This is a genomic window from Nocardiopsis sp. NPDC101807, assembly GCF_044766605.1.
GTDB classification, from domain to species: Bacteria; Actinomycetota; Actinomycetes; order Streptosporangiales; family Streptosporangiaceae; genus Nocardiopsis; species Nocardiopsis tropica.
Genome location: NZ_JBIWMK010000003.1, coordinates 192,752 through 206,975, shown reverse-complemented (window position 1 = coordinate 206,975; position 14,224 = coordinate 192,752). Strand labels below are relative to the sequence as shown.

The window sequence follows — 14,224 nt, the reverse complement described above, 5'->3', positions numbered from 1 at the left end:
TCGCGACGGCCTCGCGGGCGGGTTCGCGGTCCGCGGGTTCGGGGGCCGGCGCCCGGCGCATCCCCGCCCCCTCGACGGGGGCGTCGGGCCGGCGGGCGGGGAGGCCGGGTCCAGGGCGTCGGGGCCGGTGGCGCAGGCGGCGGCCACGGCCGCGTGGACGGGCTCGTACCCGCCGCCGGCGCGGCGCTCGGCGGTGTCGGCGAAGGCCGCGGCCACCCCTGCTGTGCGGTCGGCGCCGGGCGCGGTCAACGGCCCTCCTCCAGCGCGTGGCGGCCGTGCTCCAGGTAGACGGTGGCGCCGGACGCCCGGGCGGCCAGGGCCGCGGTGGCGCGCCGGGCCACGTGGGCGGGCAGCAGGTCGCCGAGGCGTCCGGGTTCCACCCACGCCCGGCCCGACAGCTCGTCCGGGGGCAGGCGGGGTTCGGCCCCTTCGGGCAGGTGGGCGGTGAACAGCCACTGGAGGGCGGCGGTGCGCTCACCGGAGGGCGGGACCCAGTCGACGGCGGCCAGGTGCGTCACGGTGGCCCGGACGCCGAGTTCCTCGGCCAGTTCGCGGCGGCACGCGGCCAGCGGGGACTCGCCGTGTTCGACGATGCCGCCGGGAAGGCCCCAGGGCCGGTCGGGCCTGTAGGCGCGTTCCACCAGCAGCACCTGCCCGCCGGGGGAGAGGATGAGCGCGCCCGCCGCGCCCCGGGTGGCGGGCAGGCGCGCGTAGAACTGCCGGTCGGCTGCGGCGTCGGGGTGGCTCACCCCGTTGAGCCTAGACGAGTCGCCCCCCTGGGCCGGTGGCCGTGGACCCTCGGGGAGCGCGGGGCCGCCCGCAGCCCCCCGTTCGACGTCATGGTGGCGCTGGACCGGCCCGACCGCGCGCCGGCGCCGAGCGCCGGAGGCGTCTCCTTCGAGGCCCGGGAGCTGCCACGGCGGTCGAAGGAGGCCGACCTGCTGTTCGCCTTCGTGCTCTCCGACGGGGAACCGGAACCCGCCCCGGCCTACGACGGCGGGATCCTCCCTGCGCAGCGCGCCCGGGGCCTGCTGGAAGGCCTCTGCCCTATTCTCGACGCCATGGCCGACAACCGGCCGGTGGCCCGGATCCTGGACCGTGAGGAAACCTCGTATGAGTGACCACGACCTGCTGGCGGGGCTCGACGGCGAGCGCCGGGCCTCGGGGGACAGCACCGGACGGGGAGGCGTCGTCCGCGAGCACGCGGCGGACGGCTCCGAGCGCCGGATCGTCTACGCGCGCTGCGCCCCGGGGGAACTCGACGGGGTCATCCGGGAGGAGGCCGACCTCGCGCGCCGGACGCCCTACACCCTGGAGTGGAAGGTCTACGGCCACGACACCCCCGCCGACCTGGGCGAGCGGCTCACCGCCGCGGGCTTCGAGCCCGACGACCGGGAGAGCGTGCTGGCGCTGGCGGTCGACGGGGCCGACCCGGCGGCCTTCGACCCGCAGGGGCGCGACATCCGGCGCGTCGTGGACGGGCGGGGCCTGGACGACTACGCGGAGATCGCCGCCGCCCTCGGACGGCGCGACGTGGAGCAGGAGCGGCGCAGGCTCGCCGAGGGGCTGCGGAACGCACCGGAGGCGATGAGCATCCATATCGCCTACGAGGACGGCCGCCCCGCGGCCTGCGGCCGGATCCACCTGCGGCCGGGCGGCCCCTACGCGGAGCTGGCGGGCGGGCGCACCCGGCCCGAGCACCGCAAGCGGGGCCTGTTCACCGCGCTGGTGGGCAGCAGGCTGAGGGAGGCGCGGGAGCGGGGGCGCACCCACGTCCTGGTCGACGCCCTGCCGACCTCGGAGCCCACGCTGCGCAGGCGCGGTTTCGAGCCGGTGACCTGGACCCGGCCCTACGTCTACGACCCCGGCGCCTGAGGCCGGCCGGGATGCGGGAGGGGGACGCGTGAGCGCGGACGTCGTCGTGGTGGGAAGCGGCCCCAACGGCCTGGCCGCAGCGGTCACCATGGCCCGGGCGGGCCTGTCCGTGGCCGTGTACGAGGCGGCGGAGGACATCGGCGGCGGCCTGCGCACCTCGCCGCTGTTCCGTGACGACGTGGTGCACGACCTGTGCTCGGCCGTGCACCCGATGGCGGCCGCGTCCGCGTTCTTCCGCGAGTTCGACCTGGCGGCCCGGGGCGTGGAGCTGCTCACGCCGCGGATCAGCTACGCGCACCCGCTGGAGGACGGCCGGGCGGCGCTCGCCCACCACGACCTCGACGCCGCCTGCGCGGGCCTGGGCCGTGACGGGCGCGCCTGGCGGGCGCTGATGGAACCGTTGCTGGAGCACAGCCGCGCGGTGGTGGACTTCGTGCTGGGCCGGCAGCGCAGCCTCCCCGCGGACCTGCGCGCCCCGCTGCTGCTGGGGCTGGGCATGCTGCGCCACGGCACCCCGTTGGCCCGGCGCGCCTTCGCGGGGCCGGAGGCCGCGGCGCTGCTCGCCGGTGTGGGCGCCCACCTGGTCGGCCGCATGCCCACGCCCTCCTCGGCCGCGGTCGCCCTCCTGCTGGGCCACCTCGCCCACGGCCCCGGTTGGCCGGTCCCGCGCGGCGGGAGCGCGCGGATCGCCGAGGCGATGGCGGCCGACCTCCGGGCCCACGGCGGCACCCTCGCCACCGGGCAGCGGATCGACGACCTCAGGCAGGTCCGCGGCGCGCGGGCCGTGTTCCTGGACCTGTCCCCGAAGGAGTTCCTGAGGATCGCGGGCCCCCTGCTGCCGCGCGCCTACCGCGCGGGCCTGCGTGCCTTCCGGTACGGCCCCGGGGCCGCCAAGGTCGACTTCCTCACCTCGGAGCCGATCCCCTGGGCGAACCCGGACGTGGGGGCGGCGGGGACGGTCCACATCGGGGGCCGCCAGGGGTCCGTGTTCCGGCAGGAGTCCCTGGTGGCCCGGGGCAGGCCGGGGGACGCGCCGTTCGTCCTGGTCGTGGACCCGACCGCGGCCGACCCCGGGCGCGTCGGCGCCGGGGGGCACCGGCCGGTGTGGGCCTACGCGCACGTGCCCCACGGGGACCCCGCCGACCCCGCCGAACTCGTCACCGCCCGCATCGAGCGGTACGCGCCCGGGTTCGCCGACACCGTGGTCGCGCGGAGCTCCCGGAGCGCGGCCGACCTGGAGCGGTACAACCCCAACTACGTGGGCGGCGACATCGCCTCCGGTGCGATGACCCTCCGCCAGACGCTGATGCGGCCCGTGCCCCGCTGGGACCCGCACCGCACCCCCCTGCGCGGCGTCTACCTGTGCTCGGCGTCTGCCCCGCCCGGACCCGGTGTGCACGGCATGGGGGGCCACCTGGCCGCCAGGTCGGCGCTGCGCCGCGAGTTCGGCGTGCGCACGCCCCCGGCGCTGTCGCCGGCGCCCCCGGGGTAGGGGTGCGCCGGCGCGACGCCGGGCGCGGCCGCCCCGACACCCGCGCGAGTGCCGGAGGGGGCGCCCGCCCGCGATCACCGGCGAAATCGAGAACGGTACTCCCCGGGGGACGTGCCCCGGGCACGTCGGAAGGCACGGCTGAAGGCGTGCGGAGAGGCGTAGCCGACCGCGCCGGAGATCGACTCGACCGGCTCGTCGGTGTCGCGGAGCCGGACGGACGCCAGGTCGATGCGCCACTGCGTCACGTACGCGCCCGGCGTCTGTCCGAGGGCGGACCGGAAGTGCCTGGACAGCGTCGCCCGGGAGACGCTCGTCGCGGCTGCCAGGGCCTCCGTGGTCCAGGGGTGCCCCGGTCGGGCGTGGACGCATGCCAGGGCGTCGCGCACGACCGGATCACGCATCGCTCCCGGCCATGAGCCGGACCGCTCCTCCGGGTGGCGGGCCAGCCAGGCGCGTACGAACTGGACGAGCAGGAGGTCGACGATGCTGTCGACGGCGGCGGCGGTGCCGATCTGCGGCTGTGCGAGCTCCTCGGCGAGAAGTTCGGCGGTCCTTCCGAACTGCGTGTTCTGGCGGGCTGTGACGTGCATCGGCCGGGCGAGGGAGGCGAGCACCGGGGTGCTCACCTCCGGGTCCTGCTCATAGTGCAGGACGATCACCTCCGTCCGTACCGGCGCCGAGCCCAGCCGCAGGGCCCGGCCGTCGCCGAAGGACCGGGCCGCCGCCTCACGGTCGCAGGAACCCATGGCCGCGCCGGAGCCGCCGGCTATCCCGTGTGCGGTGCCCGGCGGCATCAGGACGGCGTCCCCGGCCTGTGCCTGAAGAGGCTTCTCGCCTGAGGTGTGCAGCCACATCGTGCCGCGGGAGACCACGTGCAGTGCCGCTCCGGGTGAGGAGTCCAGCCCCAGGCCCCAGGTTCCTCCGGCCTTCACCACGACCCCGAGCGCCCCGCGCGCACCCGAGACACGCAAGACCTCCGTCAACACGTCCATGGGTCCATTCTCGTCCGCGCCGCGGGCCGCCCGTCGGCGGGCGGTGGCGCCCGTGCCCTCGTTCGCAGCCTCAGGCCACGTCGAGGACGACCTTCCCGTGCACCTTCCGCGCGAACAGCGCCTGGACGGCGTCGTCCACGTCCCGCCAGTCGCCTCGCAGTCCGACCGGCGCCGAGAGCCTTCCGGCGGCCATGAGGTCCAGCAAGTCCGTCAGTTCCCCGCTGGTCGGTGCCATGTCGCCGTAGGTGGTGATGCTGCGGGGTTCGCCGAAGCCGAACAGGACCCCTGGCGGGAACGCGGTCTCCTGCCCCGAGGAGTAACCGACCAGGTGGATGGTGCCGCCCTCGGCGAGCGAGTTCCACGCCCGGGCCACCAGTGGCCCGCCGACCGTGTCCAGGACGAGGTCGAACCGGTCCCCGGTCTCGGCCAGGTCGGTCAGGACCTGGTCGGCGCCGAGTTCACGCAGTCCGGCGGCCCGGCCCGGCGAACCGACGAGTGCCGTCACCCGGGCGCCCGCCAGCGCCGCCAATTGGACGGCGAAGTGCCCGACACCCCCGCTGGCGCCGGTGACCAGGACGTCGCGCGCCAGCAGGGAACGCTTGCGCAGCACCCGGAGCGCGGTGACCCCGGCGATCCCCAGCGCGGCGGCGTCGGCCAGGTCCACGCCCTCGGGGACGGTGCCGAGCGAGGCGGGGCCGACCGCCACCCGCTCCGCCCACGCGTGGGGGGTCATTCCCAGTGCGACGCGCGTGCCTTCGGGCGGCCCCGAGCCGTCGGATGCGGCGCGCACCACGACGCCGGCCGCGTCGTGACCGTGCACGGCGCCGGCCGGCCACTGGCGCACGTAATTCAGCTCTCCGAAGTTGAGGCCGATGTGCCGTACCTCCACCAGCGCCTCACCGGCGGACGGTACGGGCTCATCGACATCGGCGAACCGGAGGGGACCGGCCTCGCCGTGAGCGACCACGAGGGCGCGCATAGGGTGTGCTTCCTTCTGTCGTCGATAAACCGGAATTCTCGGCGCGGCAATGGATCGAATACATGAGAACCGCACTGCCGACTTCTTGAAATCCTACGCAGGATCGGGGCGGCGGCCAGCCCCGTGAGAATCAATCAGTTGACGATCTGTGTCAGTGCGACTCACGGCGCGTCGAGCCCGGCGCCTCCCGGGTGGACGGCGCTGCGAGGGGCGAGGGACGGCAGGTCGGCCTGGTGGCCGGTCCCGGGGCATACGTCCGGGGCCGGTGCTCCGGCGGGGGCTTCGCGGTCGGCGGGGAACAGGGGACGCGGGCGCGGCGGGCGATCGGGTGGGTTCGGCGTCGGGCGGTGCCCGACTTCCGGTGGATCCGTTCGGCCGCCGCATCCTTTCCGCGCCGCCACGGTCAATGCGCGCACCGTGCTCCGGCGGTCGGTATCGCCCGCCACGGGCGCGATGGCCACGCTAGGGGATCCGTCGCAGTGCATTCCTTTATTCACCGCGAAAGCGCGTTCGTGGATCGTCGGTACGCGGAAGTCCGACATTCCGCGCAGAAAAGGAATCACTGCTGCCGGCGTCCCCCGCGCCCTCACGGTGAGGCCACGGGGCCGGGTGCGGCGACTCACCGGGCTGCGGGGCGACGACCGGACCCCGGTGCGGAGTCGGCCGACCGGAAGCCTGGCGGCCCGTGTCCGTCGGCGCCCCCGCGGCCTCAGGCGATGACGTCCTCGCGGCCGTCGACATGCGTCAGGGGCCTGGAACGGCGCCCACGGCGGGCGAGGACGGCGTGGAGCGCGGCCAGGCACGACGCGAGCAGCAGGAGCGTCGCGCTGCCGAGGAGCGCGGCCGGCAGGCCCCGGAGGGCGAGCAGGCCGCTGGTGGCGATGACGCCGAGCGAGTTCGCCGTGCGCAGGAAGGCGAACATCTCCGCCCGGCGTCCGGGCGGCGCGAGTTCGTCGATGACCAGCGAGTAGAACGTCCCCAGGAGCGGCAGGAAGAACCCCAGGAGCGCCGCTCCCGCGAGGGTCAGGGCGATGTGCCCTCCGGCGAGGATCACGCCGGAGGCCGCAGTGCTCATCACGAGGAAGAAGGCGACCTTCCAGCGCTCCGGCACACGGTTGCGGAGGCTGACCCAGACGCCGCCGGTCACGGCGCCGACGCACAGGACCGAGGCGAACAGGAACGCCCAGCCCGGGGCGAGCCCGAAGGAGAGGGCGAACGACACGGCGCCGACCTCGACGGCCGCGACCGCTGCGCCCCCCGCGGCCGCACAGAACAGCCAGAGGAGCACCTCGGCGGGGATCTGTTCGCCTGTACCGCCCGGTTGGCCGTCCTGCGGTCCGCGCGCCTGCGGGATCGGGGGCAGCAGGAGCATGGGCCCCACCCCGAGCACGGTGATCGCCGCCATCGCCCCGACGGGCGAGACCGCGCCGAGCAGGGAAGCGAGCACGGGGGACAGCACGAAGTTGATCTCGTTGAGCGTCGCGGCCACGCCCAGCGCCCGGGGCAGCCCGCCCGGGGAGACCAGGTGGTTGAGGAGGAGCCGCTGGTAGCCGTAGGCGGCTCCGTTGACGAGGCCCGCGGCGACGACCGCGGCGACGAGGAACGCGAACGGCGCCCCCACGGCCGCCAGCACGGTGACCGCGGCGAGCGCGGCCGTGCGCACGGCGATCAGGGCCCGGAGGTAGTGCACGCTGTTGAACCGCCTGCCCAGGCGCGAGACGGGGACGGCGCCCAGGACCTGGGCCGTGGTCATGGCGAAGACCATCGTGGCGCCGGACTCGACCGAGCCGGTGAGGGGGAGGGCCACCAGGCCGAAGGCGATGGGCGCTGCGGCCTGCGGCACGCCGAGGGTGCCGTAGGCGAGCTGCCACCGTAGGATTCTGGCCCTGGCCTGCGGCGTGCCCGTCTTCCGGGGCGGGGGGCTCACGTGCTTGCGGGTCATTCGCGCCTCTCAGCTTCGTCTGTGCACACGGCGGACGGGCCGGCCCGGCAACCGAACAAGCACGTGTGAGCATTATAGTGCTCACCTTGGATCCGTCCCGAGACACCGGCTGAGGAGCGCATGACCGAGCAGATCCGACCCGAGGTGGTCGTCCTCCTGGGCAACCGCATCCGTGCGGTGCGCCGGGGCCAGGACCTGAGCGTGGTGAAGCTCGCCGAACTCAGCGGTGTGAGCCGGCGGATGCTCACGCAGATCGAACTGGGCCAGGCCAACCCGAGCATCGCGACGGTCGACAGGATCGCCTCCGCGCTGGGCACGACGTTCCCGGCGCTCGCCGGCGTGCTGGAGGAGGGCTCACCCGACGGGGTCGAGGTGTGGTCGACGCCGAACGGGAGCTGGGCAAGCCTCCTGCAGGCGGTCCAGACGAGCCAGGTGTTCGTCGAGATGTGGAAGTGGCACCTGGTCGGGGGCGACCGCTACCACGTCTCTCCCGCCGCGGGCGCGCCCGAGACCATGGCCCACGTCCTCCAGGGCCGGCTCCTCGTCCGTTCGGGCTCGTCGGACCTGCGCGTCGACGCAGGGGGATCGGCGCGGATCGGGAACACCGAGGACCACACGTTCGAGGCGGTCACCGACGTCGCCGTCTTCCTGGGAGTGGTGACGATGCCCCGCCTGTGACCGGTCCACCGGCATCCCCGCCGCCCGGACGGCCGTCACCTCCACCGCTCCCGACACCCGCGCCGCCCGGGACCGGGCGGCGCGCCACGCCCGGGCCCGTCGCCGTCCCGCCCGCGCGGACCGGTCAGCTCCTCGACGCGGTCGCCCTCGCGCCGACGGCCGACGAGTGAACCGCGAGGGGAGCCGGCGTTCGCACGGAACGTACGTCGGCAAGGGGGCGAATACGGCCGGGCCGGGTCGGAACGTCGCTCTCCCGGCGGGCGCTGCGCGTGGCGGCCGGGCCCGCCCCCTGCCGTAGCGCCCGCATGGGGGCCGCGGAGGGGGCGGGCGGACGCCCGGCCGTGCCGCCGGGGCTGGTCACCCGCTAGGACATCCGGAAACCCGCGGGCCCCCGCACCGTGTCGGCGAGCTCCTCGATCCGGGCGGCGGACACGGGCACACCGGGCGCCCGCTGGACCCAGGCCACGAATTCCCCGGGAGTGAGGCCGGACGGCGGCCGTCCCACGTACGGGAGGGCGTACAACGGGGTGTTGGGTTCGCTGCGCCAGCTGTCGGCCAGCGTGCCGAGGTCCACCGTGTCGAAGCCCAGGACGTCCAGCAGGTCGGCCACCTCCTCCTTGGCGTCCGGGTCGTCGCCGGAAATCGGCACCGCGGTGCGGTCGGGGGCCCCGGCCGGGCGGAACAGCTCCGACAGCTGCTTGGGGCCGATGTTGTGCAGCGCCTTCACCACCCGGGCGTCCGCGAGGTGGCGCTGCACCAGTTCGCTGGAGGTCAGCTCGTCGCCGTCGAGTTCGGGCACGGCGAAGCCGGGATGCGGCGCGTAGTTCATCGGGTCGATCACGGTCTTGCCCGCGAGCTCCGCCCGGGGCAGCCGCTCGTGGGCGGCCAGCGGCACGGAGGCGATGACCAGGTCGCCGGCGATCGCCGCTTCGGCCGGGGTGGCCGCGCGGGCCCGCCCGCCGAGCTCCGCGACGGGACCGGCCAGCGTCCCGGGGCCGCGCGAGTTGCTCAGGACGACGTTCAGGCCGGCGTCGACGGCGCGGCGGGCGGCCCCGAGGCCGACCATGCCGGTGCCGATGACGCCGAGGGTTGTGGTGCTCACTCAGTTCTCCGTTCGCGTTTCCCGCGTCGCGGCCTCCGGCGGACGGGAGGACCGCTCCGGCGGGCTCGTATCCATCACAGCCGGAGCGGGCCCCGCGAACAATGACCACCGACGCCCGGCAGCGATCACATCGTGTGATAGATCAGGCGGATGGAACTGAGGGCGCTGCAGTACTTCGTGACCGTCGCCGAGGAGCTGCACTTCGGGCGTGCGGCGCAACGGCTGGGCATAGTGCAGCCGGCGGTGAGCCAGCAGGTCGCCCGGCTCGAACGCGAGCTCGGAGCGCGCCTGCTCGACCGCACCTCGCGCCGGGTACGGCTCACCCCGGCGGGCGAACGGGTGCTCGCCGAGGCCCGTAGGACCCTCGCCGCGGCGGCCCGCGTGCGGGTGGTCGCCGGAGAACCGGCGGCCGTCCTGCGGATCGGGGTCGCGTCCTGCGTCACCCGGCGGCTCGACCGGGCCCTGGGCCGCCTCGGCGACGGCGAACGCCCCGCCGAGCCGAGGCTGGTCGACCTGCCGGTGGCCGCGCGACTCGACGCCGTCCGCGACGGCGAGCTGGACCTCGCACTGGTGCGGGGCGCGTTCACCTCCGAGGAGATGACGGTCGTGCGCGCCTGGTCCGAGCCGCTGCACGCCGTGCTCGCGCGTGAACACCCCGCCGCCCGCAAGTCCGCGGTCGGCCTGCACGACCTCGATCCGCGGGGTCTGCGGGTTCCCGCCCGCGACAGCGACCCGCCGATGCACGACGCGATCCTCGCCGCCCTGCCCGTCGCCCCGCTGCGTCCGCCTGCCGGGGACATGCTCAACGTGCTGTTCGAGGTGGGCCGGGATCCCGGGGGCTGGACGCTGACGCCGGCCGAGCAGTTCGACGGGTCGCGCTCCGAACGGCTGCTCCAGGTGCCGCTCGACCCGCCGGTGACCGTCGACGGCCACGTCGTCACCTCACTGGCCACCCCGGAGCCGTGCGTGGCGGCGTACGTGGCCGCGTTCGCGGACTGAACCCCCGCCCCGGGTGGGTAGGTCCTGCCGGGAAGGAAGGCTGCGTCCCGCCCCGGGCCGGCGGCGGCACGCCGGGCTCGTCCGCCCGGCCCTCGGTCGCGGTGCTCCACCGCCCCGGGGAGGAGCCGGCCGGGCCGGACCCGGCAGGGGCCCGGGGACCTCCGCCCGGACCCGCCCCGCCCGTGCGCAGGGTCCGGCGCCGGCTCAGGTGACCAGCCCGTGCCGGTAGGCGTAGACCACCGCCTGGACCCGGTCGCGCAGGCCGAGCTTGGCCAGGATCCGCGAGACGAACGTCTTCACCGTCTCCTGGCTGATGAACAGGGCCGCGGCGATCTCGCCGTTGGACAGTCCGTCGGCGATCAGGCGCAGGACCTCCAGCTCGCGCGGGGTCAGCGGGACGTCGGCCGGCTCGGCCCGGGAGGGCCGGATCCGGGTGGCGAACCTGCCGACCAGCCGACGGGTGACGTCGGGGTCCAGCAGCGCCGCCCCGGTGGCCACGGTCCGGATGCCGTGCAGCAGCTGGGCCGGGGGCGCGTCCTTGAGCAGGAACCCGCTGGCGCCCGCGCGCAGCGCCTCGTAGACGTACTCGTCGAGGTTGAACGTCGTGACCACGAGGACCTTGACGGGATGCTCCACCCCGGCTCCGGCCAGGCGCCGCGTGGCCCCGATGCCGTCGAGCACGGGCATGCGCACGTCCATCACCACGACGTCGGGGCGCAGCCGCTCGGCGAGCTCGACCGCGGCCCCGCCGTCCCCGCACTCACCCACGGTCTCGAGGTCGGGCTGGGCGTCGATGATGGTGACCAGCCCGGTACGGATCAGCACCTGGTCGTCGCAGACCAGGACCCGGATCGGCGCGCTCATGCCCGGCCGCCCGCCGGGGCGCGGGCGGGGATGCGCGCGTCCACGGTGAACCCCCCGCCCTCGCGCGGACCCGCGGAGAACTCGCCGCCCAGGACCTCGACGCGTTCGCGCAGGCCGGCCAGGCCGCGCCCGCCGCCCCCGGCCGGGAGGCCCGAAGGCCCGGTGCGGTCGGTGGTGACGTTCACGGTGATCTCCTCGGGGCGGTGGCGCACGCGGACGGCGGTGGGGCTGCCGTGCGCGTACTTGAGGGCGTTGGTCAGGGCCTCCTGCACGACACGGTGCGCGACGAGGTCGGCGCTGCCGCGCGAGGAGGCGGGGACGCCCTCCTCGGTGAACTCCACCGGCTGTCCGGCTCCGCGGGTGCGCTCCACCACGGACAGCAGCCCTTCGTCGGTCCCGGGGGCGGGGGCGGAGTGTCCGGGGTCGAGGACGTCGAGCAGGTGGCGCATGTCGGTGATGGCCCTCCGGCCGGTGTCGGTGACCGCGGTCAGGGTCTCGTCCAGCCGCTCGGGCGCGGCCGTCAGGTAGCGGGCCGCCTCGGTCTGCACGACCATCGCGGTCACGTGGTGGGTCACGACGTCGTGCAGCTCGCGGGCGATGCGGGTGCGTTCTGCGGTGCGGGTGGCCTCGGCGACGAAGCGGCGGCGTTCGGCCTCGGCGGCGCGGGTGGAGCGCAGCCACGACCCGGTCCCCCAGAAGAAGGCCAGCGTCGCGTAGAAGGCCAGGTGGGAGAGGAGGGGCTCACCCGTGCCGACCTGGGACAGCGCGACAGCCAGCACCACGTGGGCCGCCGAGCCCACCACCACGGCGGTGAGCCGGTACCGGTGGAGGTGGGCGCCGGCGCTCAACAGTGCGACGGGCAACGCGGTGCCCGCGACCAGGTGGTAGCCGCTCAGCTGGTCGAGGGCGAAGCCGCAGGCCACCAGGGCCAGGGACAGGGCCGGCCACCGGCGCCGCCCTGCCAGGGGCAGGCACTGCAGGGCGGCCGCGAGCAGCCCCAGGGCGTCGAAGGGGCGGTCCGCCACGCCGCCGAACTCGGTCCCGTGGCCGTGCGTCGACGGGACGAGGGAGACGGAGAGGATCAGCAGGGCCAGGGGCAGGTCCTGGAGGGTGACGTCGAGCCGCCGCCACAGGCGGGAGAGCCGCTGGAGCGAGGTCACCGGGGAGGTGCGGCGGTGGTGGCGGGCCGCGCGTCGCGCCGACGCAGGGGGACGATCCGGCCGCGGCGGCGGGCGATCCACATGAACACCACGGTGGCGATGACGCAGAACACCACGGAGTACATGCTGCCCTCGGGGCCGAACCCGCCGCCGGTGATCAGGGTGTGGCCGGACATGGTGGCGTCCAGCAGCCCCGCGGGCGTGCCGTTGCCCGAGACCTCGGTGCCGAAGAGGGCGGATCCGGCGATGTTCCAGCCGAAGTGCAGGCCGATGGGCAGCCACAGGCTGCGGGTGGCGACGTAGGCGGCGGTGAGCATGCCGCCGGCCTCGATGGCGATGGCGACGGCACCCCACAGGGTGGCGTGCGGGTTGGCCATGTGCACGAGGCCGAAGGCCAGGCCGGTCAGTCCGAGGGAGATCCAGGTGCCGGCGCGCTCCTCGATGACGCGGAACAGCACACCGCGCCACATCAGCTCCTCGGTCACCGCGGCGGCGCCCATGAAGCCGACCAGGCCCAGGGCGCTCATCGGGGAGCCCAGACCGTGGACCTGGTAGCCGCCGAGGAAGGTGATGTTGGCGATGACCAGGGCGAACAGGCCGACCCCGAGGAGGGTGCCCCAGCCGGTGGCGGCGGTGGCCCCCTTCCAGGCCAGCTCGGTCACCTCGCGCTTCTCGGTGCGGCGCACCACCCACCGGTAGACGAACACCGAGACCACGGCGGTGAGGAGGCCCAGGGCCAGGGTGAGCCAGGTGTCGTCCTGGACCGCGAAGGCCGCCTGTCCGCCGAGGAAGGCGACCGCGGCGACGGCCAGGAGCTGCCAGAGAAGTCTCATGGGGGTCTTTCATGACATCGGTGCGGCAGGGGAGCCGCGACTGGTGAGAACGCTACTGACCTGGACGGGGCGGGGTCGTCACCACGGGGTGGACACCTGCGCGTAGCTCTTCCGGGGGACACGGGCCGCGCAACGGACCCGTGCCGTCCGACCCCGGCGGCGACGGGAGCGGTGCGCGGGCGCCTCGACCGGGCCTCACCCGGCGCGGGAAGCCTCTTGGCCCCGCAGATCCCGGACGGGGCGCCCGACGTGGTGAAGGGCATGCGGTGCCGCTCCGGGGGAGGGACTTCTCCCGGCGGCCGAGACGTTGGCGACTGCGCAAGATCGCGCAAACCGATCGGGGCGTCCCTGGCTAGCCTGGAAGGCACCGGCGGGTCGAACACCTGCTCACGCCGGGAGGAGGCCCACGCGAGGAGACCATGCGTTCCACCGATCACGCGGCGGCGGTCGATTTCATCGAACGTTTCCTGCACGCCGATCTGCGCCTGGACCGTGTCGCTGCGGGGGTCGGGTACTCCGCCCACCACCTGCACCGTTCGTTCCACCGCGGGCTCGGACTGACCGTCCACTCCTACGTCCGGCGCAGGAGGCTGACCGAGGCGGCGCGGGCGCTGGCCACGACGCCGGCCCCCGTCCTGGACATCGCGGTGGACCACGGGTTCGCCGGCCAGCAGTCCTTCACCCACGCCTTCTCGTCGTTCTACGGCCTGCCGCCCGCCAGGTGGCGGCGCACCCGGCGGTTCTTCCCGCTCCTGCTGCCGTACCGGTTCGACCGGGCCGAGTGGGGCTTCGGGCGCGAGGCCGACGGCTTCGAGGTCACCGACCGGATCGGCGCCGGCCGGCTCCTTCCGCTGTCGCTCGCGGCGGTCGACATGCTTCCGGTGTTCGACCCGGAACAGCACACCGCCGCCCTGGACGCACGGTCCGGTTCGCACCACGTGCTGACGGCCCACCGCGGGGGCCGGCCCGCGGCGGCGATGATCATCGATCCGGCGAACGGCCACATCGACTACCTGGCCGTGCACCCCCTGGCGCGCGGATCGTCGGCGGTGCGCACGCTCCTCCAGGAGGCCGGGGAGAGCCATCCGCGCCTGTCGGTGACGACCTTCCGCGAGGGCGACCGGGCCGACCTCGGCCACCGCCGAGCCCTGCTGGATCTGGGGTTTCGGCCCGCGTCCCTGAGCGTCGAGTTCGGCTACCCGACCCAGCGGTTCGAGCTCGTCCACACTCTACCTACCGATAGGTAGACTGGAGTTCGGGCGTGGTACCGCCGCCCGACCAGAGGACGCGAACCCTCCGCACACACGA

Annotated in this window: 14 protein-coding genes; 6 read left to right on the top strand and 8 right to left on the bottom strand. The window is 75.0% G+C overall.

What is annotated here, in order from left to right:
* Nucleotides 1–245: 245 nt before the first annotated feature.
* Nucleotides 246–749, bottom strand: coding sequence for an NUDIX domain-containing protein (locus ACIRPH_RS10345; protein ID WP_402912053.1), 504 nt, complete (start codon nucleotides 747–749; stop codon nucleotides 246–248).
* On the opposite strand from ACIRPH_RS10345, the gene ACIRPH_RS10340 reads away from it, so the two are divergent.
* The 3 genes from ACIRPH_RS10340 to ACIRPH_RS10330 are packed head-to-tail and all read left to right on the top strand — an operon-like array spanning nucleotide 741 to nucleotide 3,367.
* Nucleotides 741–1,121 (top strand): hypothetical protein, encoded by a 381-nt coding sequence (locus ACIRPH_RS10340; RefSeq protein ID WP_402912050.1) that lies wholly within the window; start codon nucleotides 741–743, stop codon nucleotides 1,119–1,121. The genes ACIRPH_RS10345 and ACIRPH_RS10340 overlap by 9 nt on opposite strands.
* Complete coding sequence (locus ACIRPH_RS10335) at nucleotides 1,114–1,875, top strand: GNAT family N-acetyltransferase (RefSeq protein WP_402912047.1); 762 nt, start codon at nucleotides 1,114–1,116, stop codon at nucleotides 1,873–1,875. The genes ACIRPH_RS10340 and ACIRPH_RS10335 overlap by 8 nt, the downstream gene beginning before the upstream one ends.
* Nucleotides 1,876–1,903: 28 nt before the next feature.
* A complete protein-coding gene (locus ACIRPH_RS10330; protein WP_402912044.1) occupies nucleotides 1,904–3,367 on the top strand; it encodes a phytoene desaturase family protein in 1,464 nt (487 codons plus the stop codon).
* A 74-nt stretch (nucleotides 3,368–3,441) separates the two neighbouring features.
* On the opposite strand, the gene ACIRPH_RS10325 is transcribed toward ACIRPH_RS10330, so the two are convergent.
* From ACIRPH_RS10325 to ACIRPH_RS10315, 3 genes are all read right to left on the bottom strand, one after another.
* Nucleotides 3,442–4,359 (bottom strand): cupin domain-containing protein, encoded by a 918-nt coding sequence (locus ACIRPH_RS10325; RefSeq protein WP_402912041.1) that lies wholly within the window; start codon nucleotides 4,357–4,359, stop codon nucleotides 3,442–3,444.
* A 70-nt stretch (nucleotides 4,360–4,429) separates the two neighbouring features.
* On the bottom strand, nucleotides 4,430–5,338 hold the full coding sequence (locus ACIRPH_RS10320) for a zinc-binding dehydrogenase (RefSeq protein WP_402912038.1): 909 nt from the start codon (nucleotides 5,336–5,338) through the stop codon (nucleotides 4,430–4,432).
* Between the two features lie 709 nt (nucleotides 5,339–6,047).
* Nucleotides 6,048–7,280: an MFS transporter gene (locus ACIRPH_RS10315; RefSeq protein ID WP_402912035.1), complete on the bottom strand. Its 1,233-nt coding sequence runs from the start codon at nucleotides 7,278–7,280 to the stop codon at nucleotides 6,048–6,050.
* 120 nt (nucleotides 7,281–7,400) lie between these two features.
* Here ACIRPH_RS10315 and ACIRPH_RS10310 point away from each other — a divergent pair, with 120 nt between their 5' ends.
* Nucleotides 7,401–7,958: a helix-turn-helix domain-containing protein gene (locus tag ACIRPH_RS10310; protein WP_402912032.1), complete on the top strand. Its 558-nt coding sequence runs from the start codon at nucleotides 7,401–7,403 to the stop codon at nucleotides 7,956–7,958.
* Nucleotides 7,959–8,322: 364 nt separating this feature from the next.
* Here ACIRPH_RS10310 and ACIRPH_RS10305 read toward each other — a convergent pair whose 3' ends face one another.
* A complete protein-coding gene (locus ACIRPH_RS10305; RefSeq protein WP_402912029.1) occupies nucleotides 8,323–9,060 on the bottom strand; it encodes an NADPH-dependent F420 reductase in 738 nt (245 codons plus the stop codon).
* A 150-nt stretch (nucleotides 9,061–9,210) separates the two neighbouring features.
* Here ACIRPH_RS10305 and ACIRPH_RS10300 point away from each other — a divergent pair, with 150 nt between their 5' ends.
* On the top strand, nucleotides 9,211–10,059 hold the full coding sequence (locus ACIRPH_RS10300; protein ID WP_402912026.1) for a LysR family transcriptional regulator: 849 nt from the start codon (nucleotides 9,211–9,213) through the stop codon (nucleotides 10,057–10,059).
* 204 nt (nucleotides 10,060–10,263) lie between these two features.
* Here ACIRPH_RS10300 and ACIRPH_RS10295 read toward each other — a convergent pair whose 3' ends face one another.
* Genes ACIRPH_RS10295 through ACIRPH_RS10285 form a run of 3 tightly spaced genes read right to left on the bottom strand, consistent with a single transcriptional unit; the run spans nucleotide 10,264 to nucleotide 12,916 of the window.
* Entirely contained in the window at nucleotides 10,264–10,923 is a 660-nt protein-coding gene (locus ACIRPH_RS10295; protein ID WP_402912023.1) for a response regulator, read from the bottom strand.
* Nucleotides 10,920–12,083, bottom strand: a complete 1,164-nt coding sequence (locus ACIRPH_RS10290) for a sensor histidine kinase (protein WP_402912020.1) — start codon at nucleotides 12,081–12,083, stop codon at nucleotides 10,920–10,922. Before ACIRPH_RS10290 ends, ACIRPH_RS10295 begins: the two co-directional genes overlap by 4 nt.
* On the bottom strand, nucleotides 12,080–12,916 hold the full coding sequence (locus ACIRPH_RS10285; protein ID WP_402912018.1) for a lysostaphin resistance A-like protein: 837 nt from the start codon (nucleotides 12,914–12,916) through the stop codon (nucleotides 12,080–12,082). The genes ACIRPH_RS10290 and ACIRPH_RS10285 overlap by 4 nt, the downstream gene beginning before the upstream one ends.
* 419 nt (nucleotides 12,917–13,335) lie before the next feature.
* On the opposite strand from ACIRPH_RS10285, the gene ACIRPH_RS10280 reads away from it, so the two are divergent.
* On the top strand, nucleotides 13,336–14,163 hold the full coding sequence (locus tag ACIRPH_RS10280) for a helix-turn-helix transcriptional regulator (protein WP_402912015.1): 828 nt from the start codon (nucleotides 13,336–13,338) through the stop codon (nucleotides 14,161–14,163).
* Nucleotides 14,164–14,224 lie beyond the last annotated feature (61 nt).

Coding starts and splice junctions, on each gene's coding strand:
- ACIRPH_RS10300 (WP_402912026.1), top strand. CDS start 9,211: ATGGAACTGAGGGCGCTGCAGTACTTCGTGACCGTCGCCGAGGAGCTG.
- ACIRPH_RS10295 (WP_402912023.1), bottom strand. CDS start 10,923: ATGAGCGCGCCGATCCGGGTCCTGGTCTGCGACGACCAGGTGCTGATC.
- ACIRPH_RS10315 (WP_402912035.1), bottom strand. CDS start 7,280: ATGACCCGCAAGCACGTGAGCCCCCCGCCCCGGAAGACGGGCACGCCG.
- ACIRPH_RS10335 (WP_402912047.1), top strand. CDS start 1,114: ATGAGTGACCACGACCTGCTGGCGGGGCTCGACGGCGAGCGCCGGGCC.
- ACIRPH_RS10320 (WP_402912038.1), bottom strand. CDS start 5,338: ATGCGCGCCCTCGTGGTCGCTCACGGCGAGGCCGGTCCCCTCCGGTTC.
- ACIRPH_RS10325 (WP_402912041.1), bottom strand. CDS start 4,359: ATGGACGTGTTGACGGAGGTCTTGCGTGTCTCGGGTGCGCGCGGGGCG.
- ACIRPH_RS10285 (WP_402912018.1), bottom strand. CDS start 12,916: ATGAGACTTCTCTGGCAGCTCCTGGCCGTCGCCGCGGTCGCCTTCCTC.
- ACIRPH_RS10280 (WP_402912015.1), top strand. CDS start 13,336: ATGCGTTCCACCGATCACGCGGCGGCGGTCGATTTCATCGAACGTTTC.
- ACIRPH_RS10310 (WP_402912032.1), top strand. CDS start 7,401: ATGACCGAGCAGATCCGACCCGAGGTGGTCGTCCTCCTGGGCAACCGC.